Here is a 21,590-nt window from a genome sequence, read left to right on the forward strand (position 1 = left end):
GCCCAGTGACACGCAAGGACTGCGGGCCCGGCGGCAGGGGAGGCACCCCGGCCACCGGGCCCGCACATACGAGCACAACGCTACGCGCGTAGCACCGCCTGATGCGGAGTCGACACGTGTAGCGTCGCCCCCGCCCCGGCCGGGCGCCCGTACCCCCGCACGGAGCAACCGGCTCCCCGCTCCCGCTCCCTTTCCCCGAGGAGAGTGCGCCATCAAAGCGTCCACCACAGAGACCAGCAGTACCGCCCCCGCGGTGGAACTCGCCGGCATCACCAAGCGGTTCCCCGGAGTCGTGGCCAACCACGACATCCACCTGACCGTCCGCCGCGGCACCGTCCACGCGCTGTGCGGCGAGAACGGCGCCGGCAAGTCGACCCTGATGAAGATCCTCTACGGCATGCAGAAGCCGGACGAGGGCACCATCACCCTGGACGGCGAGCAGGTCAGCCTGAACAGCCCCGCCGACGCCATCTCCCGCGGCATCGGCATGGTCCACCAGCACTTCATGCTGGCGGACAACCTCACCGTCCTCGAGAACGTCGTCCTCGGCGCCGAGAAGCTCCACGGCATCGGCAACAAGGCCCGCGCGAAGATCAAGGAGATCTCCGACGCGTACGGCCTGGGCGTGCGCCCCGACGTCCTCGTCGAGGACCTCGGCGTCGCCGACCGCCAGCGCGTGGAGATCCTCAAGGTCCTCTACCGCGGCGCGCGCACCCTCATCCTCGACGAGCCGACCGCCGTCCTGGTGCCGCAGGAGGTCGACGCGCTCTTCGACAACCTGCGCGAGCTGAAGTCCGAGGGCCTCACGGTCATCTTCATCTCCCACAAGCTGGGCGAGGTGCTCTCCGTCGCGGACGACATCACCGTCATCCGCCGCGGCACCACCGTCGGCACCGCGATCCCCAGCGAGACCACGCCCAAGCAGCTCGCCGAGCTGATGGTGGGCGAGGAGCTGCCCTCGCCGGAGACCCGCGAGTCGACCGTCACCGACGTGCCGATGCTCACCGTCGACGGCCTGCACCTGTCGGCCACCGACTCCGACGGCGTCGTCCGCGCCGTCCTCGACGGCATCTCCTTCACCATCCACAAGGGCGAGGTCCTCGGCCTCGCGGGCGTGGAGGGCAACGGCCAGGCCGAGCTGGTCGAGGCGATCATGGGCATGCGCCGTCCCGACGGCGGCACCGTGACCCTCGACGGCGAGGACATCACCCAGACGCCCACCCGCAAGCGGCGCGAGAGCGGCATCGGCTACGTCCCCGAGGACCGCCACCGCCACGGCCTGCTGCTGGAGGCGCCGCTGTGGGAGAACCGCATCCTCGGCCACGTCACCGAGAAGCCCAACAGCAAGCGCGGCCTGCTCGACCTCAAGGCCGCCCGCAACGACACCGAGCGCATCGTGCGCGAGTACGACGTGCGGACCCCCGGCATCGAGGTCACCGCGGCCTCCCTCTCCGGCGGCAACCAGCAGAAGCTGATCGTCGGCCGTGAGATGAGCCACGAGCCCAAGCTGCTCATCGCCGCCCACCCCACGCGCGGCGTGGACGTCGGCGCGCAGGCGCAGATCTGGGACCAGATCCGCGAGGCGCGCCGCGAGGGCCTGGCGGTGCTGCTGATCTCCGCCGACCTGGACGAGCTGATCGGGCTCTCCGACACGCTGCGGGTGATGTTCCGCGGCCGCCTGGTCGCGGACGCCGACCCGGCCACGATCACCCCGGAGGAGCTGGGCTCCGCCATGACGGGTGCCGCGTCGGGCCACCTGGAGCACCAGGAGGAGACCCCGGCGGAGGAGTCCGCCGAAGCCCCCGGCGAAGAGAACACGACCGACAACGAGACCCCGGAAGGCGGTGACTCGAAGTGAAGACGTTCGACAAGAACAAGCTGATCCTGGCCGTCGCCGCGCCCGTGCTGGCCATCGTCACCGCCCTGGTGATCACGTCCGCCATCATCGGCGCCACGGGCAAGGACCCCTTCCACGCCTTCCAGGTGATGCTGGACTTCGGCTCCAAGAGCGACAGCCAGGTCTGGATCATCAACAAGGCGACGCCGTACTACCTGTCCGCGCTGGCCGTCGCCATCGGCTTCCGGATGAACCTCTTCAACATCGGCGTCGACGGCCAGTACCGCATCGCGGCGTTCTTCGCCGCCGTCGTCGGTGGCGCGCTCACCCTGCCCGGGATCATCCAGATCCCGCTGATCATCCTGGTCGCCATGGCCGTGGGCGCGATCTGGGCCGGCATCGCCGGCCTGCTGAAGACCACGCGCAACGTCAACGAGGTGATCAGCACCATCATGCTGAACGCCATCGGCGCGTCGGTCATCGGCTACCTGCTGCAGGACGGGCGGCTGGCAGAGAAGGAGGGCAACCTGATCCACACGCCCTACCTGCCCGACAGCGCGCACTTCTTCGAGATCCCGACCCAGCCCAAGCCGGTCTACGGCTTCGTGGTGATCGCGGCCCTCGCGGGCGTCGCCTACTGGTACGTCCTCAGCCGCACCCGGTTCGGCTTCGACCTGCGCACGGTCGGCCGTTCCGAGTCGGCCGCCCAGGCCAGCGGCGTCAACGTCAAGCGCATGGTTGTGACGTCCATGGTGCTGTCCGGCGCCATGGCCGGCCTCGTCGGCATGCCGACCCTGCTCGGCGTCTCGTACAACTACGGCACCGACTTCCCCACCGGCATCGGCTTCACCGGCATCGCCATCGCCCTGCTGGGCCGCAACAACCCCGTCGGCATGGCGCTCGCCGCCCTGCTCTGGGGCTTCCTGGAGCGCACCGGCACCCAGCTGGAGTTCGAGGGCTACGCCCAGGAGATCGTCGGCGTGATGCAGGGCGTCATCGTCCTGTGCGTCGTCATCGCCTACGAGGTCGTGCGCCGGTACGGCCTCAAGGCCCAGCAGCGCAAGGTCGGCGAGGAGCTCGCCGCCCAGGCCCGTAAGAGCGACAAGGCGGAGGTATCCGCGTGAGCACGACCTTCACCTCCGCTCTCGCCGAGCGGCTGAGCGGCAAGAACAAGAAGGACGACAAGGGCCGCCGCAAGCTCTCCTACCCCGTCGTCCTGCTGATCCTCGCGGGCGGCCTGCTGCTGCTCTCGGCGCTGCGCGTCATCACCGGCGCCGGCGACCTGACCTCCTCCGGCCAGTGGAGCGGCGCGCTCGGCGCGGCCGTGCCCATCGGCCTCGCGGGTCTGGGCGGCCTGTGGGCCGAGCGCTCCGGCGTCGTCAACATCGGCCTCGAGGGCATGATGATGCTCGGCACGTTCAGCGCCGGCTGGGTGGGCTGGCAGCACGGCCCGTGGGCGGCCGCGGCCGCCGGCATCGTGGGCGGCGCCCTCGGCGGCCTGCTGCACGCCATCGCCACCGTCACCTTCAACGTGGACCACATCATCTCCGGTGTGGCCATGAACATCCTGGCGCTGGGCGTCACCCAGTACCTGGCCAAGCTGTGGTTCGGTGCCCCGGGCAGCGCGGCGCAGCAGGCGGGCGGCAACGACAAGCAGTCGCCCGTCATGGAGAACATGCCGAACTTCTCGGTGCCCGGCCTGTCCGACTGGCTGCACTCCATCGAGAAGCACCACTGGTTCCTGGTCTCCGACCTCGCCGGCATGCTCGACGGCCTCGTCTCCGACGTCTCGTGGCTGACGATCGTCGCGGTGCTGCTCTTCGTCGGCACGTTCTTCGTGCTGTGGCGCACCTCGTTCGGCCTGCGGCTGCGGTCCTGCGGCGAGAGCCCGGTGGCCGCCGAGTCGCTCGGCGTCAACGTCTACACGTACAAGTACGCGGCCGTGATCGTCTCGGGCGCCCTCGCCGGCCTCGGCGGCGCGTTCCTGGCCATCGGCACGCACATGTACTCGGACGGCCAGACGGGTGGCCGTGGCTACATCGGCCTCGCCACCATGATCTTCGGCAACTGGCGGCCGGGCGGCGTGGCCATGGGTGCCGGCCTGTTCGGCTTCATGGACAGCCTCCAGCTGCGTTCGGGCGGCCCGACCGTCCACGCGCTGCTGCTGCTCGTCGCGGTGCTGCTGGTGGGCCTGGCCCTGTGGCGGTTCAAGGGCGGCAAGGTCAAGGTGGCCGTCGCCAGCGCCGTCGTGGCCGTGCTGCTGATCGGCTGGTACGCCGGCACGAAGACGGTGCCGCTGGAGTTCGTCGACGCCACGCCGTACGTCGCCACGCTGCTGGTGCTGTCGCTGTCCGCGACACGGCTGCGCATGCCGAAGGCCGACGGCAAGCCGTACCGGAAGGGCCAGGGCAAGTGACCTCCTCCGTGAACTGGGAGGACCTGCGGACGCAGGCCCGGGACGCCATGTCCCGGGCCTACGCCCCGTACTCCGGCTTCCCCGTCGGCGCCGCGGCCCTCGTGGACGACGGCCGCGTCGTGACCGGCTGCAACGTGGAGAACGCCGCGTACGGCGTGGCCCTCTGCGCCGAGTGCGGAATGGTTTCCGCACTGGTCGCCTCGGGCGGCGGCCGGCTGACGGCCTTCACCTGCTGCGACCGGCACGGCAACGTCCTGATGCCCTGCGGCCGCTGCCGCCAGCTCCTCTGGGAGCACGGCGGCCCCGAGCTGGCCGTGGACACGGCGTCGGGCATCCGGCCCCTGTCCGAGCTGCTGCCGGACGCGTTTGGGCCTGCTGACCTGAATCGTTGAAAATATCCCTAAGCGCCGGACGGGCTGAGCTTTCAGCCCGTCCGGGTCACTTTCCGGCCCCGGGAAGACCTGAGGACTACGAACCTTAAGGAAAATGTGCTGATGGACGCCATTTCCGTTATCCGCACCAAGCGTGACCGCGGCCGCCTGAGCGACGAGCAGATCGACTGGGTCATCGACGCCTACACCCGCGGTGTCGTCGCCGACGAGCAGATGTCCGCCCTCGCCATGGCGATCCTTCTCAACGGCATGGACCGCGCCGAGATCGCCCGCTGGACCGCGGCGATGATCAAGTCGGGCGAGCGCATGGACTTCTCGTCCCTGCCCGTCCCCACCGCCGACAAGCACTCCACCGGCGGCGTCGGCGACAAGATCACCCTGCCGCTGGCCCCGCTGGTCGCCGCGTGCGGCGCGGCCGTCCCGCAGCTGTCCGGCCGCGGCCTCGGCCACACCGGCGGCACCCTGGACAAGCTGGAGTCCATCCCCGGCTGGCGCGCCCTGCTGTCCAACGACGAGATGATGGACGTCCTGCGCAACGTCGGCTCGGTCATCTGCGCCGCCGGCGACGGCCTCGCCCCCGCCGACAAGAAGCTCTACGCGCTGCGCGACGTCACCGGCACCGTCGAGGCCATCCCGCTGATCGCCTCCTCCATCATGTCGAAGAAGATCGCGGAGGGCACCGGCTCCCTCGTCCTCGACGTGAAGGTCGGCTCCGGCGCCTTCATGAAGAACATCGACGACGCCCGCGAGCTCGCCTCCACCATGGTGGGCCTCGGCACCGACCACGGTGTGAAGACCGTGGCGCTGCTCACCGACATGTCGACCCCGCTCGGCCTCACCGCGGGCAACGCCCTCGAGGTCCGCGAGTCGGTCGAGGTCCTCGCCGGCGGCGGCCCCGCCGACGTCGTCGAGCTCACCATCGCCCTGGCCCGCGAGATGCTCGACGCGGCCGGTATCAAGGACGCCGACCCGGCCAAGGCCCTCGCCGACGGCTCCGCCATGGATGTGTGGCGCCGCATGATCCAGGCCCAGGGCGGCGACCCCGACGCCACCCTGCCCGTCGCCCGTGAGCAGCACGTCGTCACGGCCGCCGACTCCGGTGTCCTCACCAAGCTGGACGCCTACGCCGTCGGCGTCTCGGCCTGGCGCCTGGGCGCCGGCCGCGCGCGCAAGGAGGACCCGGTGCAGGCCGGCGCCGGCATCGAGATGCACGCCAAGCCGGGCGACACGGTCACCGCGGGCCAGCCGCTGATGACCCTGCACACCGACACGCCGGAGAAGTTCGACTACGCGCTCGCCGCGCTCGAGGGCGGCGTCGAGATCGCCCCGGCGGGTACGGACTTCACGCCGAACCCGATCGTGCTCGACCGCATCGCCTGATCACGGCGGATCGCTCACGCGGAGGGGGCCGGTGGTGCACACCACCGGCCCCCTCCGTCGTACCGACAGTGGTGTCAGCCCAGCTGCTTCTCGAAGTGGAAGGAGCTGATCACCATGCGCTCCCGCAGGTAGAACCGGTGAGCGTGCACGCGGTGCGTGCCCGAGTCCAGCGTCAGGCGGTGGCAGCCCGCCGCGCGGGCGTGCTCCTCCAGGTGGGCCAGCAGCGCCTGCCCGACGCCGCCCGAGCGTGCGCCCTCGGCGGTCACCAGGTCGTCCACGTACAGCATGCGCAGCGCCGACGTGTTCACCACGATCCGCCAGCCGGCGGCGCCCACGCACACACCGTCGTCCCCGTAGGCGGCGCTGAACCGCAGGCCCTGGCCGTGGCCCTCCGCGTACACCCCCTCGAACGTCTCCTCGGTGAGGTGCGGCCGCAGTTCTTGCAGCACGGGCAGGAGTTCGGAGGCGAGCCGGGGGTCACCGGGCGCGAGATCGAAGATCTTCATGGCCGCACCCTAACCGCACGCCCTGACGTCGCCCTGGCCGCGCCCTGACCGCGCTCTGGCCGCGCCCCGACCGCAGTCGAGCGGCACCATACGGCGGACCATACGTTGCCCATACAGAGCGTTCCTACGGTGAGGGCGTGACTGTTGCACTGGTTCTGTCGCACACGACCCGTTGGTACGCGGCACCCGGGGGCAAGTGGGCCCACGGTGCGCGACCCGAATTCTCCGACCTCGGCCACCTCGGCCACTGGCAGCTCCTCACCGCCGCCCTCGGCCAGGACTGGCGCGTCGTCGACGGCCCCTGGGCGGACGAGGAGCTGTCCGGTGCCGGCGTGGTGCTCCTGCCGCTCAGCGGGCCGACCCCGGAACGTGCCGCCCCGGCCGCCGCCGAGGCCGGGCTGCTGACGCGGCATCTCCGGGCCGGCGGCGGCCTGTTGCTGTTCGGCGACGGCGGGCTGCGGGCAGCCGGTCACCCCGGCTTACCGGGGCTCGGCGGCGCCCGGCTGGGGGAGCGGCTCACCGGCGACCCGCTGCCGGACCTGCCGCACGTGCGCTGGCACAGCGCCGAGACCGCGCCCGAGGCGACGGCCCACCCCGTCACCACCGGCGTGCACACCCTGCACCTGCACCACCCCCGGCGGATCACCGGCCTGACAGGGGACTCCGCGCTCCGGCCGGTCGTGACCGTCGGCGGCGAACCCGTGGCCGCCTGCGGCAGCACGGGCGGCGGCCGCGTGGCCGTCGTAGGCAACGCCGAGATGTTCACCGCGCCCTTCATCGGCTTCCACGACAACGCCCGCTTCCTCGCCAACCTGCTGGACTGGCTGCGCACCGGCACCGTCGACGACGCCCGCACCCGCCGTGCCGCCCACGCGGCGCTGCACGAGCACCGCTACCGTTCGCGGCCCCTGCCCCCGGCCGGCGACATGACGGCCCTGGCCGGCGACCACGTCGTCGACGTCACCGGCGCCGGCGAGGCCCTGCAGCGCGTGTCCGCCGAGGCCATGCCCGACCCGCACCACGACCCCGAGCTGTTCCTCCGCGAGGCCGAACTCCGCTACGCCGGGCTGCCCTGGTCCGTGCGGCGCGCGGTGACCGACTTCCGCCACCAGTCGAACGACTACGGCGCGCTGCTGGTCCGCGGCCTGCCCGTGGGCCACGTCCCCGACACGCCCCGCGACCCGAGGGCCGTGGTGCACAAGGACACGTGGCTGAGCGAGCTGTGGCTGGCCATGTTCGCGCAGGCGCTGGGGTCGACGTACGCGTACGCGCAGGAGAAGTCCGGTGCCCTGTTCCAGAACGTGGTGCCGACGCCCGGCAACGCCGACAAGCTGTCGTCCGAGAGCTCGTCGATCCTGCTGGACTTCCACACCGAGGCCGCGTTCCACCCGTTCAAGCCCGACTACGTGATGCTGCTGTGCCTGCGGCCCGACCACGACCGGGCGGCGCGGACCATCAACGCCGGCGTACGGATGGTGCTTCCGCTGCTCAGCGCCCGCGAGCGGGCCGTGCTCACCCGGCCGCTGTTCCGCACCGGCATCGACTACTCGTTCGGCAGCGCCAACGGGCAGCAGGGCAACGGCCCCGTGCTGCCGGTGCTGAGCGGCGACCCCTTCGACCCGCACCTCACGTACGACCTCGACCTGATGACCGGCGAGACCGAGGAGGCCGGGCGGGCCCTGCAGTCGCTGCGCGAGGCGGTCGCCGCGTGCGGCAGCTGGGTCCGGCTCGACCGCGGCGACCTGCTCGTCGTCGACAACCGCCGGGCGGTGCATGCACGTTCGGAGTTCACGCCGCGGTACGACGGCCGGGACCGCTGGCTGCAACGCATGTGCGTGACGGTCGACATCGCCCGGTCCTCCGCGTACCGTCGCGCGGGCTCCCGTGTCGTCGAAACCGCGTTCGCCCTGTAACTCCTGCCTCGTAACTCCTGCCTCGTTACCGACCTTTGGAGTTTCCGTGCCTCCTCGCATCGTTGTGGTGGAGCCCGTCTCGTCCGGGAACGCCCTCGTCGAGCACGCCCACGCGCTCGGCTGGGACGTCCTCGTCGCCTCCCACGACCGCGACGACCGCGCGCTGACGCCGCACACCCGGGCGCTGGCCGGCGAGGTCCTCACGGTCGACACGAACGACGAAGCGGCCCTGGAGGCCGCGCTGAAGGCGGCCCACCAGCGGGCGCCGCTGGACGGCGTCGTCGCCGGCTGCGAGTTCTACGTGCCCGCCGTGGCCCGGCTCTGCCGCGCCCTCGGACTGCCCGGCCTCGACCCGGCCCGGGTCGACCTGGTCCGGCACAAGGCCCGGATGCGGGAGGCGGTGGCCGCCGCCGGGGTCGCGGGCCCGCGGTTCGCCGCCGTCGACGACGTCGCGGAGACCGGCGCGGCCTGCGCCCACGTCGGCTTCCCCGCCGTCGTCAAGCCCGTCGAGTCGTCCGGCAGCATCCACGTCACCCGCGTCGAGGACGTCGCGGCCGCCCGCGCCGCCGTCGCCGCCATCCGCGCCGAGGACGAGCTCGACCTCGGCCGCGAACTCAACCACCAGGCGATCATCGAGCAGTACGTGCCCGGCGACGAGTACAGCGCCGACGGCTACGTGCTCGACGGGCGCGTCGTCGTGGCCGCCGTCACCCGTAAACTCCTCGGCCCCGAGCCGTGGTTCGTCGAACTCGGCCACCTCACCCCGGCCGTCCTCGACCCGGCCGTACGCACCCTCGTGGACGACCACACGAGCGCCGTCGCCCGCGCCGTGGGCATCACCTCCGGCCCCTTCCACTGCGAGTTCCGGCTCGACGCCGGCCGGCCCGTCCTCATGGAGATCGCCGCCCGGCTGCCCGGCGACCGCATCGTCGACCTCGTGGAGCTGGCCACCGGCGTCGCCCTGCCCCGCGTCGCGCTGGCCGCCGCCACCGGCCGTGACCCGGCCGCGCTCGGCGCGTTCCGCGCGCCCGCGGCGGCCGCCGCCGGCATCCGCTTCCTCACCGCGGACGGCCTGCCCTCGTACGACGCCCTCACCGGCTGGGACGAGCTCGCGCACCGGCCCTGGCTGGTCTCCCGGCACGTGATCGTCCCGCCCGGCGAGCCCCTCCCGCCCGCCGTGGACTTCCGCTGCCGCGTCGCCTCCGTCCTCTTCACCGCCATCTCCCCGGAGGCCGCGGGCGACCGCTGGACGGCCCTCGGCGACGAGGTGCGGGCGGTACGGACGGCACAGCCGGGACGGCCGGTGCGGGCGGTCCGCGCCTGATGCTCGGCCTGACGCTCGCCAAGCGGCTCACCCCGTACTTCGCCGTCCGCTTCGCCGGCTGGCTCGTCGACAACCTGCTGATCTTCGGCATCCCGCTGCTCTGCTACCAGGCCAGCGGCGAACTCAGCTGGTCCGGGCTGGCCCTCGCCCTCCAGTGGACGCCGCGCATCCTCTCCCTCATGGGCGCCGGGTTCGTCGTCGACCGGCTCGCGATCCGGCAGATGTTCCTGCTGTGCGACTCCGTGCGCCTGGCCACCGGCGTGCTGTCGCTGCTCCTCGTCACGTGGTGGCCGCAGAGCACGCTCGCCGTCGTCCTCGCGTTCGGCGCGGTGGCCGGAGTGTTCTTCGAGCAGACCTTCGTCGCCGGCGAGAAGGCGGGCCGGCTGCTGGCCACGCCCGCCGAACAGCCCGCCGTCCAGTCCACCCTCACCGGCCTCGAACAGGTCACCATCGTCGCCGCGCCCGCCCTCGGCGGCCTCCTGCTGCTCGGGCCGGCCCAGGCGTTCATCGGCGCGGCCACCGCCTGCTACGCCGTGTCGCTGCTGCTGGGCCGCACCATGCCCGCCGAACGCGCCGGCCTCGACCGGCGGGCCTCCCTCAAACAGGGCCTGACCCGCACCCTGACGGACCCCGTGCTGCGGCCCGTCATCCTCCTCACCATGGGCCTCAACTACATGCTGGGGCTCATCAACGGCAGCGCCGCCGGCCTCACCCACACCCGCTACGGCGCCTCCGAGACCACCCTCAGCTTCGTCTACTCCGCCGCCAGCATCGCCTCCATCGCCGCCGTCGGCCTCTCGCCCTGGCTGATCCGGCGGTTCGCGCTGTGGCGGTACGGCGCCGTGACCGCCGTCTGCTCGTCCGTCGTGTGCCTGGCGCTCGCCGGCGCCCCCACCATGCCCGTCTTCGCCCTCTGCCTGGGCGCGTTCCTCGCCCTCGACTCGCTCTTCAGCGTCTACATGCGCACCAGCCGCGCCGAACGCGTCCCCGCCGCCGTGTACGGCAGCACCGTGGCCGCGTTCGGGCTGCTCGTCATCGTGCCGCTGCCACTGGCCGGCGGCACGCTCGCCCTCCTCGGCGGCCGCGTCGACCCGCGCTGGCTGCTGATCGCGGCCGCCGTGGGCGCGCTGCTGCTGACGCTGTCCTTCGTGCCGGCGCTGGCCCGGGGACCGCGTGCACCGGAGCCGGAAGCAGAGCCGGACACCGTCGCGGCAGCCGTGGGAGAGCGGGAAGGCACCCCAGCCACGGGAGGTACGCCATGACCGCCTCGACCACGACCGAACCCGCCGGCCGCATCCTCGTCGTCGAGGCGGTGTCCGGCGGCGTCCTGCTGACCGACGCCGCGCTGGAGCTCGGCCTGCGCGTCGTCGTCGCCTCCGCCGACCGCGACGACCGCACGGTCCCCGACCGGCTCCGGGACCGCCTCGACGCACTCGTCACCGTGGAGACCAACGACCTGGACGCCCTCACCGCCCGGGTGCGCGACCTGCACGCCCGGCTGCCGCTGTCGGCCGTGTTCCCCGGCTGCGACGTCTACGTGCCGGCCGCCGCCCACCTGGCCGCCGGTCTCGGCCTCACCGGCCTCGACGTGCGCACCGTGGACCGGGTCCGCGACAAGGCGCGGATGCGGGAGGCCGTCGCCGCGGCCGGCCTGCACGGGCCGCGCTTCGTGGAGGTGGACACGGCCGCGGGGCTGCGCGCGGCGGGCGAGCACACCGGCTTCCCGTGCGTCCTGAAGCCCGTGGACCAGTCCGGCAGCCTGCACGTCACCAAGGTCCACGACCAGCGCGGCCTCGCCGCCGCGTACGACCGGCTCACCGGCGACCCGCTGCTCGACCTCGGCCGCCCCATGGACGGCCGGGTGCTGGTCGAGGAGTACCTGGCCGGGCCCGAGTACAGCGTCGAGGGGCACGTCCGCCGTGGGGGGCGGACGGCCGTGCTCGCCGTCACCGAGAAGATCCTCGGCCCGGAACCGCACTTCGCCGAGCTCGGCCACGTGGTGCCCGCCGCCCTGCCGGACACCGCCGCGGCCGCCGTCGAGGAGTACGTGCACGCGGTCGTGGCCGCCGTCGGCATCACGGCCGGCCCCTTCCACTGCGAACTGCGGCTGACCGCCGCCGGACCCGCCCTCGTCGAGATCGGCGCCCGCCTCCCCGGCGACCGCATCCCCGACCTCGTACGGCTGGTGCGCGGCGTCAGCATGCCCCGGCTGTGGCTCGCCGAACACCTCGGCCTCGACCCGGATGCGGCCGGGGCCCGCACCCGGCCCGTGGCGCCCTGCGCCGGCATCCACTTCTTCACCGCGCCCGGCGGCACGCGCTGCACGCACGTCACCGGCCTGGACGAGGCCCGGCGCACGCCCGGGGTGCGGGAGGCCGTCCTCGACGTCCGGCCCGGCGACCCGGTCCACCCCGGCCTGGACGACTTCCGCTGCCGCCTGGGCCACGCCCTCCTCACCGCGGACTCGCCCGCCGAACTCGCGGCCGTGCGCCGCAGGGTGGCGCGCACGGTCCGCATCCACACGCACGCCGAAGAGCACGCCCATGGGTGATCCGTACGACTACGCGGCGGTCGGCGCCGGCCCCGCCAACCTCAGCCTCGCCGCGCAGGCCCAGGCCCGCCCCGGCCTGCGCGGCGTCCACCTGGAGCGCGCCGAACGGTTCGCCTGGCACCCCGGGCTGCTGCTGCCCGGCGCCACCCTCCAGGTCTCCTGCCTCAAGGACCTCGTCACACCCGTCGACCCCACCAGCCCGTACACGTTCCTGGCATTCCTCCACGCCCAGGGCCGCTTCCACCAGTTCCTCAACGCCCGCTTCCGGGCCGTGCACCGCGCCGAGTTCGACGCGTACCTGCGCTGGGTGGCGGAACAGCTGCCCACGGTGCGCTTCGGCCACGAGGTGCACGCCGTCGACTTCACCGGCGGTTGCTTCGCCCTGGAGACCCGCCACGGCACCGTCCGCGCCCGGCACGTCGTCCTCGGCACCGGCCAGACCCCCTACGTGCCCGAACCCTTCCGGGACGCCCTGGACGACACCGTCTTCCACTCCGGGCAGTTCCTGCGGCACGCCGACGGGCTCGCCGGGAAGCGCGTGGCCGTCGTCGGCGGCGGGCAGAGCGGCGCCGAGGTCGTACGGCACCTGCTGACCGCCCGCGCGCGCCCCGCGGAGCTGCACTGGATCACCCGGCGCCCCGGCCTGCCGCCCCTCGACGAGTCGGCGTTCACCAACGACCTGTTCCTGCCCGGCGCCGCCCGCGCCTTCTTCCACCTGCCCGCCTCCGAGCAGGCGGCCCGGCTGGCCGCACAGAAGTACGCGGGCGACGGCATCGACGACACGCTCCTCACCGAGCTCTACCAGCTGCTCTACCTCGCCACGTACGTCGAGCAGGACGCCGGCCCCGTCACCCTGCTCACCGGCCACGAGGTCACCGGCTTCACCCGGGCCGCCGGCGGCGCGCTGCGGCTCGTGCTGAAGTCCGCGGACGCCACCGCGGAGGCCGAGGCCGACGCCGTCGTCCTGGCCACCGGCTACCGCCAGGGCCTGCCCGCGTGCCTGCGCCCGCTGCTGCCCCGCATCCGGTTCCGGGACGGGCTGCCGCGTGTCCGCGCCGACTTCTCACTGGAGTGGGACGGGCCCGCCGGGCACCGCATCCACGTGCAGAACGGGGCCCGGCACGCCTTCGGCATCGCCGACCCGCAACTCAGCCTCCTGGCGTGGCGCAGCCGCACTGTCCTCGACAGCATCACCGGCACCGACAGCATCACCGGCACCGACCGCACCGACGCCGATCGGACCACTGCCCATGACCACACCTGACCAGCCCCTTGAGGGTGTTCCCCGGTCCGTCCCTGTGTCGTTCCTGCCGCCGGAGACGGACGAGGCCGGCACCCGCAGCCGTGACGCCGGCTTCGCCGCGCCCGAGGTGGTGGCCGCCGTCGGCACCGTCCCGTTCCAGGCGGCCGTCTTCACCGTGCCGGCCGGCGCGCGCACGCTCCCCGACCGGCACCCCGGCGTCCAGGAGCTGTGGCTCGTCCAGCAGGGCCACGGCCACGTCCACTGCGCCGGGCTCGCCCGGCCGGCCGGTCCCGGCACGCTGATCGCCCTCGCCGGCGACGAGACGCACCAACTCGTCGCGGGCGCAGAGGACATGACCGTGCTGTCGCTGTGGTGGCGGACGTGACGCATGGCGCCCCAGGTGTTCGACCTCGCCGTCGTCGGGACGGGCGTCATCGGCGCGACCGCCGTGGCCCTGGCCCTCGCCCGCGCCCCCGGTGCGGCCGTCGCCGCCGTGTCCGCCGGGCCCCTCCATCACGGGGCGACGGCCCGGTCCGCCGCCCTGGACATCCCCGCCGGGCACACGCCCGGCCGGCGCCGCCTCGCCCGGCGCGCCCTGGAGCTGCGGCCGCTGCTCGCCGCCGTCGCGCCCGCGCTCGGCGCGGCGGCCCCGCCCTCGTACTGGCTGATGCCGGCCCGCATGGTGCCCGCGGTGGGGGAGGAGCTGGTGGGCGACCGGCTCACGCCCTGCGACGCCGCGGACGAGGAACGGCTGCGCGGCGTCTTCGGCCCCCGCCTCGGCGGGCCGGACGACGTGCTGCTCCGTTCCGGCCCCGCCCGCGTCTCCGACCCGCGGGCGGTGGTCGGCCAGCTGCTGCGACCCCTACGGGAGAACCCCCGGCACGCCCTCGTCAGGGATTTCCCCGTACGGGACATCACCCCGTACGGGACGGCCGGGCACCGGCTCGTGGCCCGGGACGGCAGCACGCTCACCGCCCGCCGGGTGCTGGCCGCGCCGGGCGCCTGGGTGCTGCACGGCCCGTTCGCGGTCACGGCCCGGCGGTACGGGGCGCGGACGAAGAAGGTGGTGGCGTTCCACCTCCGCACCCGGCACCCCGCATCCGGCGTGGCGCCCCTCCTGAACCTGGAGGAGCACGAGGCGTTCCTGCTGCCGCGCGCCCCCGGCCAGTGGCTGCTCAGCGTCACCAGCGCCGGCTGGGACTGCCCGCCGGACCCCGCCGGGCTCGCCCCGGACGCCGCCGACACCGCCCTCGCGCGCGCCGTCCTCGCCACCGCCGTACCGGAGTTCCGCGCCGGCATCACGGGCTGCCGGGTCGCGGCGGACGTCTACCTGCCCGACCGCTCGCCGCTCGTCGCCCCACTGGACGACCTGGCCGGCGCCGTCCTCGCGACCGGCGGCGCCGGTTCCGGCTTCCGGCTCGCCCCCGCCGTCGCCGAACAGGCCCTGGACCTGCTGCCCCCGCTCTGACCCCTCATCCCCCGCCGCCTCCCTCCCCTACGGCTCCTTCCCTACGGAGGACCCCGGACATGCCGGACCTGCTGCCGACCCCCCACCTGCCCCGCCCCTACCTCCTCGTCCCGCCCGAACCCACCCCCAACGGCCCCCTGCACCTCGGCCACATCGCCGGCCCGTTCCTGCGCCTCGACGTCCTCGCCCGCTACCTGCGGCTGCGCGGCGACCGGCCGGTCGTGATGACCGGCACCGACACGTACGAGCCGTGGGTCGAGCTGAAGGCCCGCACCGACGGCAGCACCCCCGCCGCCGTCGCCGGCCGCTACCACGCGGCGATCCACGCGGACCTGGCCGCCATGGGCATCGGCACGGACGCGTACCTCAACCCTGCCGACGAGCCGTGGCACACCGCGTTCCGCGCCGAGATCGCCGCCTGCCTGCGGCGGCTGCGCGAGCGCGGCGCGCTGCTGACCCGTACCGAACGCATCCCCTACGTGCCCCGCACCGGCCGGTACCTCACCGGGCCGATGCTCCTCGGCCGCTGCCCCGACTGCGGTGCCGAGGCGGCCGGTTACGGGTGCGAGGCGTGCGGCGCACAGATCGCGCCGGAGGAGCTGGCCGAACCGCGGCCCCGCTTCGCCGAGGACGCGTGGGAGTGGCGGCCGATCGACACCCTGTACGTCCGCACGGCCCCCCTCGCCTGGCTGGAGCCGGAGTTCGACCGCCTGGAGGTGGCCCCGCACCACCGCGAGACGGTACGTGCGCTGCTGCGCCGCACGGGCGGCACCGTCCGGCTGAGCGCCCCGCACGTATGGGGGATGCCCCTTCCGGGCCGGGAGGGCGCGGGCGGGGTGCCGGCGACCCTGTTCTCGTACACCGGCGGCTTCATGTTCGCCCGGCTGCTCGGCGAGCTCCACGGGCAGCGTACGGCCGGGGCGGGGGCGGCGGCGGTCAACGCGTTCGCGCCCGGCTCCGGCGTCACCACCGTCACCTCCCTCGGCTGCGACAACGTGATCTCGACGCTCGTGTGCGTCAACGCCGTCGCCCCGCAGCACGGCGACACCCGGCCGTACGACCGCGTCCTGATCAACGAGTTCGCGTCCCTCTGCGGCGAGAAGTTCTCCACCAGCCGCCGCCACGCCATCGAGGTCGCCGCGCTCGCCCGCGTCGAGGGCCTGCCGGTGGACGCCGTCCGGTACTACCTGGCGAAGCACAACCCCGAGCGGGAGCCGGTGAGTTTCGAGCCGAAGGAGTTCCTGTCCTGGCTGGAGACACACCTGGCCGGCACCCTCGAAACCCGGGTGGCCAACGCATGGGAACGCCTTCCCGGCCCCGTCCGTTCCGGGCCCGGTGACGGCATGCTCCGGGACCTCCGCCGGCACCTCGACGCGCTGGACCGGGCGCTGGACGGCCCGCGACTGCACCTGGCGGGCGCGGCGGCCGTGCTCGACGCGTGGATCGGCGCGGGCCCGCCGGACGGCGGCCCCGACGCGCCGTACTGGTGGCTCAAGGGCCTCGCCCTCCTCGGCCACCCCTTCATGCCCGGCTGGTGCGGCGCCCTGTGGAACCGGCTCGGCGCCCCCGGCAGCCCCACGCTCGCCGCCTTCCCCGACCGTACGGCCCCCGTGGGCGACCACCGCGACCACCGGAGGGCCTTCTCCGCCGTCCCGTTCGCCACGTTCGCGTCCTGCCTGCCGGCGGGGCTGCGCTGACCGGAGAGGAACACCGCCCATGGCACCGCACTACCTGGTCCTCAACCGCTACGACGACGAGGACGCCGACTACGCCCGCCACCACACGGGACACGACTGCCGGCTCTCGTACGTGACGCTGCCGCGCTGCGCCCCCGTGCTCGCGGGGCTGGGCGTGGCCGCGGACCGCGTGGAGACCGTTCCCGCCCTCGACCCGGACACGGCGCTCGCGGCCGCCCGGCGGCTGGCGGCACGGCACGGCGCGTTCGACGGGGTGGTGGGCCTGTCGGAGCTCGACGTCCTCACCGCCGCGCAGGTGCGGGACGCGCTGGGCGCGCCGGGGCTGCCGGCCGGGCTGGTGCGCGGCTTCCGGGACAAGGTCGTCATGAAGGAGCGCCTGACGGCGGCCGGCGTCCCGGTGCCCCGGTTCACGGCGCTGACCCCGGACACGACCGCCGAGGACGTCGTGGCCGCGGTCGGGCTGCCCGCGGTGCTCAAGCCGCGCTGGGGCGCGGCCTCGGCGGGGGTCCGGGTCGTCGCCGACAAGGACGCGTTGCGTGCCGCGCTGGAGGGGCTGGGCGCGGCCGGGGCCGCGACGTACGAGTGCGAGGAGTTCGTGTCGACGGAGATCTACCACGTGGACGGTGTGCTGGTGGCGGGCCGGCAGCACTTCCTGAGCGTGTCCGGCTACGTCAACACGCCGCTGGACTACGCCGGTGGCCGGCCGCTGGGCTCGGTGATCCTCGACCCGGGCCGGCTGCGCTCGCTGCTGGCGGCGTTCGCGCTGCGCTGCGTGCGCGCGCTGGGTCTGGAGACCGGCTGTTTCCACCTGGAGGTGGTGCGGCGGCCCACGGGGGAGCCGGTGTTCATGGAGGTGGGCATGCGGTCGGGCGGGGCGGAAGTGCCGCACGTTCACCGGGAGCTGCACGGCATCGACCTGGTGACGGAGACGTTCCGTACGGCCCTCGGCATCCCCCTGGAGTCCGCGGACCGCACGCCCGTCGACACCCCGGCCGGCTGGGTGGTGTGGCCGGAGCCCCGCGAACGGCCGGGCCGTGTCCTACGCTGTACGTCCGTGATCGCGTCGGTGCCGCAGGTGTACGCGGAGGTGCTGCCCGAGGCCGGGGAGGTCTTCGACGGCAACGGCGGCTACTGCCACGTCCCGGGCCGGTTCCGGCTGTCGGGGCCGGACGAACGCAGCCTGCGGGCGGCGGTGCGGCGGGTCATGGACGGTTACGTGGTGGAGTACGCGCGGAAAGAGGGTCCATGAACAGCACCGAAGTGCTCTTCCCCCAGGGCACGCTGACGGCGACGGCCCGCGTGGACCGGCTGGAACCGGCGGGCGACGGGCGGACCCTCCTGGTCGTGGACCGCACTCCCTTCCACCCCCTCGACCACACGTGGCCCGACCAGCCGGCCGACACGGGCACGGTGACGCTGGCGGGCCGCGCGTACGACGTCGTGGACGTCGTCACGGGTGCGGCGGGCCCGGACGGCGACGACGGCCTGCACCTGGGCCGGGACATCCCCGTACGGCGCGGAACGCCCGGCTGGACGTTCGTGGCCGTGCACGTCCTGGCGACGCCCGACGGCGCGCCCGCGGCGGCGCCGGGGGACGAGGCGGTGCTCGCGGCCGACCCGGAGCTGCGGGCCGACCTCAGCCGGGGGCACACGGGCTGCCACCTTATGTCGCTGGCGCTCAACAAGTGCCTGGCGGGCCTGTGGTCGAAGACGCCGCGCACGGACCCGCTGGGCAACCCGGACTTCGACCAGGCGGCGATCACCGAGTCCCGCATCGTGCGGCGCGGCAGCGTCGACCGCTACCGGCTCGGCAAGTCGCTGCGCAAGTCGGGCTTCGACAGCCAGGCCCTGACCGACCGCCTGCCCGAACTGGAGGCCGCGGTCACCGCCCAGGTCACCGCGTGGGTGGAGGCGGCGGCCCCGGCGGGCATCCACTGCGAGGGCCCCCACCTGGACGGCCGCCGCTGGTGGACGTGCGCCCTGCCGGACGGGGAGGCCCGCATGCCGTGCGGCGGCACGCACCTGACGAACACGTCGGAGCTGGGAAAGCCGGAGATCAGGTTCGAGTCGGCGCCGGGGGAACTCGTCATCACGACGGGGTGGGCGTAGCGAGCCGCCATGCGGTGAGGGCGAGCCCGGCGCGCCGGCGGGTTCGGTGAGGGCGAAGGCGAGGGTCTTCGCGATCTGTTCGAGCCGGCGGGCGACGGCGGCCGGCCCCCCGCCCGAAGCCGCGCAGCGGCGCAGTCGCGCTTCGCGATGCTTCGCTCCGCGAAGTGAACTCCGGCAACCCCGGGGGCCGCAGCGCGCCGTACGCCGCGAACCGAAGCGTGCCACAGCGCGTGCACCACAGCACGCCGTCTTCCTGCGCCCAGCCGCCCCGGTGCTCACAGGCGCCCGGCCTCACCACGTGAGCCTCGGCAGAATGTGTTCGTTCCGGAAGTGGCTCCGTACGGCCACGGTCGCGTCGACGATGCGTTCGTGGTCGCCCTCGGCGACGGCCCACCGCCGTGCGCCCTCCAGCGTGGCGCAGTCGGTGCATCCCACGGGTGACTTCCGCGGGTTCGCACGGCCGGCGGGCCGGTCGCCCACCACGAACCAGGTGGCCTTGCCCTGCCCCGGCCCGTGCGTGCACACCCCCCACGCCTCCGCACCCCGCTCGACCAGCATCAACCCCCGCCCGGCCTCGGCCTCGACCCCCACCGCCTCCCGCCGCTCCGGCACCCCGGCCGCCGCGTCGTACACGAACACCCGCAGCCGCCCCGGCGCGCTCCACTCGGCAACGAGCGTCACCGGTGCGCAACAGCGGTTGCGAGTACAGGCGTTGACCGCGTTGGTCACGGTCTCGGACGTCAGCGCAACGGCACTGTCGGCGAGGTCGGTCCGCCGCGCCGCCACGAGGACGGTCCGCACCACCTCCCGCGCGGCCCGCACCCATGCGGGGTGCGGCGGGAAGACGAGGGAGCAGTGGGGGGTGGGGTTCATGGGGTCTCCACGGTGGGGTGTCGTGCCCGGGGTCGAGCGGCAGTCCGCGGTGTCATTGCCCGCGCCAACTCGCTTGGCGACAGGTGCACTTCCGCGCTGCCACGTGGCGGGGCGAGAGGGCTCGACCGTAGTGAAAGGTTTCACGGCGTCGCAACGAATCACGGCCTTGATGCCACGTGTGGGTGACGAGTGGCTCGATGAATAGACCCTTCCGCTGCGGCGTCGGCAGACTGCGGCCAACGAGGAGGAGGTCCGATGCCACCGAGGAAGCAGCCGAGCGAACGGCAACGCCGTCTCGGCGCGGAGCTGCGCAAGCTGCGGGTGCGGGCAGGCATCCCGGGCGACCGGGCCGCCGCCCTGCTCGACGCCGACCGCGCCCGCATCAGCAACATCGAGACCGGCCGCCTCGACGTGTCACGCAACCGCCTCTACAAGGTGCTGCGCGCCTACGGCTGCCCACCGGGCGCGTACTTCGACGCGCTGATGGAGATGGCCCAGGAGACGGGGAAGGGGTGGTGGGACGACTACCGGGACGTGATGGAGCGACGAGCGCTCGACCTCGCGGAGCTGGAGTCGCGGGCGGTGGCCGTTCGCGCCAACGAGTCGAGCGTCGTGCCCGGCCTGCTCCAGACCGAGGAGTACGCACGGGCAGTGATCACCAGCATCGAAGGCGACCACCGTCATGTGGATCGGTGGGTAGGGTTCAGGCTGGACCGCCAGCGCGTGTTGCCCAGGCTGGAGACCTATCATGCGGTCATCCCGGAGGCAGCCCTGCGCATGCAGGTCGGCGACAGATCGGTGATGCGCAGACAGCTGCACAAGCTGATCGAAGTCGCGCGCATGCCTCATGTGACCTTGCAGATCTACCCGTTCGAGCAGGGACCCTACTCAACGCACGTCCGTTCTTTCGTGCTCTTCAGCGGCTCCACGACGGAGCTGGACACGCTGTACAAGGAACAGCCCGAAGGAGCCGACTTCATTGGGGATGGCGCTGTCATCCACGACTACGCGAGGATGTTCGAGCGGCTGGCCTCGATGGCCCTCGCCCCGGTCGACCCGGACGCCGCTCCGGAGGAGCTGGGGGCCGGAGACTCGCTGAGCCTGCTACAGCATGTGTTGTACGAACTGCGATAGGTGTCGGCAGATGTCGCGTCTCGAATGGAGCAAGTCGTCCTACAGCACCGGGGCCCAAGGCTCCTGCCTTGAATTGGCCCGCCTTGATGTCCGCGCCCGGGTTCACTTACGCGAAAGCGACGATCCCGCCGTTGTCATATCGACCGGCCCAGCCGCACTGGGCTCGCTGCTCAATGCCGTCAGGGCCGGTCGCCTGCCAACCCGCGGCAAGTGAACTGACCGATGTCTGCGGGGTGGTGCAAGTCCTCTTACAGCACGGGCGCGAACAACAATTGTGTCGAGGTATCCCGGCTGCCGGGAGCCGATCTTTGCTTACGGGAAGGCGACCAGCCGGCCGTTGCCATAACAACCACCCCCGCCGCCCTGGCGGCGTTCCTGCGGGCGGTGAAGTCCGACCGCGCCGCCAGCGCCCGCGCCCACCTCCGCGAGAGCGATGACCCCGCCGTCGTCATAGCCACCGCCCCCGTCGCGCTCGCGGCCCTGCTGCGGGCTGTCAAAGCTCACCGCCTCACCTGAACCCGTGCTACAGACGGCAACCGCCCCAGCCAGGACCGAGGTCCACCGACGAGAGACCGGTCAGGGCGCGTGCCATCACCCCCGCAACCGCCCCCGCCCCCGCTCACACCCTGCGCCCCGCCACCCGTGCCGGCGCTTCTCGTCGACGAGAACCACGTGGTCGGTCGTGGTCACGGCAACCCACGAGCGCGCCTTCGTGGCGATCGACGCGGACCCGCGCCGCGTGGGCGA

21 protein-coding genes and 1 pseudogene are annotated in these 21,590 nt (G+C 73.3%); 19 read left to right on the forward strand and 3 right to left on the reverse strand.

What is annotated here, in order from left to right:
- Nucleotides 1-253: 253 nt before the first annotated feature.
- The 5 genes from IE305_RS16135 (at nucleotide 254) to IE305_RS16155 (ending at nucleotide 6,025) form a co-directional block, all read left to right on the forward strand.
- Nucleotides 254-1,858 (forward strand): ABC transporter ATP-binding protein, encoded by a 1,605-nt coding sequence (locus tag IE305_RS16135; protein ID WP_190130253.1) that lies wholly within the window; start codon nucleotides 254-256, stop codon nucleotides 1,856-1,858.
- Nucleotides 1,855-2,961 (forward strand): ABC transporter permease, encoded by a 1,107-nt coding sequence (locus IE305_RS16140; protein WP_190130254.1) that lies wholly within the window; start codon nucleotides 1,855-1,857, stop codon nucleotides 2,959-2,961. Before IE305_RS16135 ends, IE305_RS16140 begins: the two co-directional genes overlap by 4 nt.
- A 32-nt stretch (nucleotides 2,962-2,993) precedes the next feature.
- Nucleotides 2,994-4,253, forward strand: coding sequence for an ABC transporter permease (locus IE305_RS16145; RefSeq protein WP_229891056.1), 1,260 nt, complete (start codon nucleotides 2,994-2,996; stop codon nucleotides 4,251-4,253).
- Nucleotides 4,250-4,645 (forward strand): cytidine deaminase, encoded by a 396-nt coding sequence (locus tag IE305_RS16150; RefSeq protein WP_190130256.1) that lies wholly within the window; start codon nucleotides 4,250-4,252, stop codon nucleotides 4,643-4,645. Before IE305_RS16145 ends, IE305_RS16150 begins: the two co-directional genes overlap by 4 nt.
- Nucleotides 4,646-4,741: 96 nt before the next feature.
- Nucleotides 4,742-6,025: a thymidine phosphorylase gene (locus IE305_RS16155; RefSeq protein ID WP_190130257.1), complete on the forward strand. Its 1,284-nt coding sequence runs from the start codon at nucleotides 4,742-4,744 to the stop codon at nucleotides 6,023-6,025.
- Nucleotides 6,026-6,099: 74 nt separating this feature from the next.
- Here IE305_RS16155 and IE305_RS16160 read toward each other — a convergent pair whose 3' ends face one another.
- Nucleotides 6,100-6,531: a GNAT family N-acetyltransferase gene (locus tag IE305_RS16160; RefSeq protein ID WP_190130258.1), complete on the reverse strand. Its 432-nt coding sequence runs from the start codon at nucleotides 6,529-6,531 to the stop codon at nucleotides 6,100-6,102.
- A 137-nt stretch (nucleotides 6,532-6,668) separates the two neighbouring features.
- On the opposite strand from IE305_RS16160, the gene IE305_RS16165 reads away from it, so the two are divergent.
- From IE305_RS16165 to IE305_RS16210, 10 genes are read left to right on the forward strand one after another with little or no spacing between them, the layout of a single operon-like run.
- Nucleotides 6,669-8,444: a DUF4350 domain-containing protein gene (locus IE305_RS16165; RefSeq protein WP_190130259.1), complete on the forward strand. Its 1,776-nt coding sequence runs from the start codon at nucleotides 6,669-6,671 to the stop codon at nucleotides 8,442-8,444.
- Between the two features lie 46 nt (nucleotides 8,445-8,490).
- Nucleotides 8,491-9,768, forward strand: coding sequence for an ATP-grasp domain-containing protein (locus tag IE305_RS16170; RefSeq protein ID WP_190130260.1), 1,278 nt, complete (start codon nucleotides 8,491-8,493; stop codon nucleotides 9,766-9,768).
- Nucleotides 9,768-11,030, forward strand: coding sequence for an MFS transporter (locus tag IE305_RS16175; RefSeq protein WP_190130261.1), 1,263 nt, complete (start codon nucleotides 9,768-9,770; stop codon nucleotides 11,028-11,030). Before IE305_RS16170 ends, IE305_RS16175 begins: the two co-directional genes overlap by 1 nt.
- Nucleotides 11,027-12,319, forward strand: a complete 1,293-nt coding sequence (locus tag IE305_RS16180) for an ATP-grasp domain-containing protein (RefSeq protein WP_190130262.1) — start codon at nucleotides 11,027-11,029, stop codon at nucleotides 12,317-12,319. The genes IE305_RS16175 and IE305_RS16180 overlap by 4 nt, the downstream gene beginning before the upstream one ends.
- Entirely contained in the window at nucleotides 12,312-13,583 is a 1,272-nt protein-coding gene (locus tag IE305_RS16185; protein ID WP_190130263.1) for a lysine N(6)-hydroxylase/L-ornithine N(5)-oxygenase family protein, read from the forward strand. Before IE305_RS16180 ends, IE305_RS16185 begins: the two co-directional genes overlap by 8 nt.
- The gene (locus tag IE305_RS16190) at nucleotides 13,570-13,947 is read left to right on the forward strand and encodes a cupin domain-containing protein (protein ID WP_190130264.1); all 378 of its coding nucleotides are present in this window, start codon (nucleotides 13,570-13,572) and stop codon (nucleotides 13,945-13,947) included. Before IE305_RS16185 ends, IE305_RS16190 begins: the two co-directional genes overlap by 14 nt.
- Nucleotides 13,948-13,950: 3 nt before the next feature.
- Entirely contained in the window at nucleotides 13,951-15,030 is a 1,080-nt protein-coding gene (locus tag IE305_RS16195; RefSeq protein WP_190130265.1) for an FAD-dependent oxidoreductase, read from the forward strand.
- A gap of 59 nt (nucleotides 15,031-15,089) precedes the next feature.
- Nucleotides 15,090-16,727 carry a class I tRNA ligase family protein gene (locus tag IE305_RS16200; protein WP_190130266.1) on the forward strand — a complete coding sequence of 546 codons (1,638 nt, stop codon included), beginning with the start codon at nucleotides 15,090-15,092 and terminating at the stop codon, nucleotides 16,725-16,727.
- 19 nt (nucleotides 16,728-16,746) lie between these two features.
- Entirely contained in the window at nucleotides 16,747-17,976 is a 1,230-nt protein-coding gene (locus IE305_RS16205) for an ATP-grasp domain-containing protein (protein ID WP_190130267.1), read from the forward strand.
- Complete coding sequence (locus tag IE305_RS16210; RefSeq protein ID WP_190130268.1) at nucleotides 17,973-18,836, forward strand: alanyl-tRNA editing protein; 864 nt, start codon at nucleotides 17,973-17,975, stop codon at nucleotides 18,834-18,836. Before IE305_RS16205 ends, IE305_RS16210 begins: the two co-directional genes overlap by 4 nt.
- On the opposite strand, the gene IE305_RS33795 is transcribed toward IE305_RS16210, so the two are convergent.
- Together IE305_RS33795 and IE305_RS16215 are read right to left on the reverse strand one after the other, a co-directional pair.
- Nucleotides 18,817-19,230 (reverse strand): DUF6255 family natural product biosynthesis protein, encoded by a 414-nt coding sequence (locus IE305_RS33795; protein ID WP_373311645.1) that lies wholly within the window; start codon nucleotides 19,228-19,230, stop codon nucleotides 18,817-18,819. The genes IE305_RS16210 and IE305_RS33795 overlap by 20 nt on opposite strands.
- The gene (locus IE305_RS16215) at nucleotides 19,128-19,709 is read right to left on the reverse strand and encodes an ATP-binding protein (RefSeq protein WP_229891025.1); all 582 of its coding nucleotides are present in this window, start codon (nucleotides 19,707-19,709) and stop codon (nucleotides 19,128-19,130) included. The genes IE305_RS33795 and IE305_RS16215 overlap by 103 nt, the downstream gene beginning before the upstream one ends.
- Before the next feature lie 255 nt (nucleotides 19,710-19,964).
- On the opposite strand from IE305_RS16215, the gene IE305_RS16220 reads away from it, so the two are divergent.
- The 4 genes and pseudogenes from IE305_RS16220 to IE305_RS33505 all read left to right on the forward strand — a co-directional run bounded on the left by IE305_RS16220 (nucleotide 19,965) and on the right by IE305_RS33505 (nucleotide 21,359).
- Nucleotides 19,965-20,843: a DUF5753 domain-containing protein gene (locus IE305_RS16220; protein WP_190130269.1), complete on the forward strand. Its 879-nt coding sequence runs from the start codon at nucleotides 19,965-19,967 to the stop codon at nucleotides 20,841-20,843.
- Between the two features lie 10 nt (nucleotides 20,844-20,853).
- Complete coding sequence (locus IE305_RS16225; RefSeq protein WP_190130270.1) at nucleotides 20,854-21,057, forward strand: DUF397 domain-containing protein; 204 nt, start codon at nucleotides 20,854-20,856, stop codon at nucleotides 21,055-21,057.
- Between the two features lie 8 nt (nucleotides 21,058-21,065).
- Nucleotides 21,066-21,221: pseudogene (locus IE305_RS33050) on the forward strand (DUF397 domain-containing protein); the annotation flags it as partial.
- 6 nt (nucleotides 21,222-21,227) lie between these two features.
- The gene (locus tag IE305_RS33505) at nucleotides 21,228-21,359 is read left to right on the forward strand and encodes a hypothetical protein (protein ID WP_268255932.1); all 132 of its coding nucleotides are present in this window, start codon (nucleotides 21,228-21,230) and stop codon (nucleotides 21,357-21,359) included.
- The last annotated feature ends 231 nt before the right edge of the window (nucleotides 21,360-21,590 follow it).

It is taken from the genome of Streptomyces mashuensis, assembly GCF_014654785.1.
Classification (GTDB): Bacteria; Actinomycetota; Actinomycetes; order Streptomycetales; family Streptomycetaceae; genus Streptomyces; species Streptomyces mashuensis.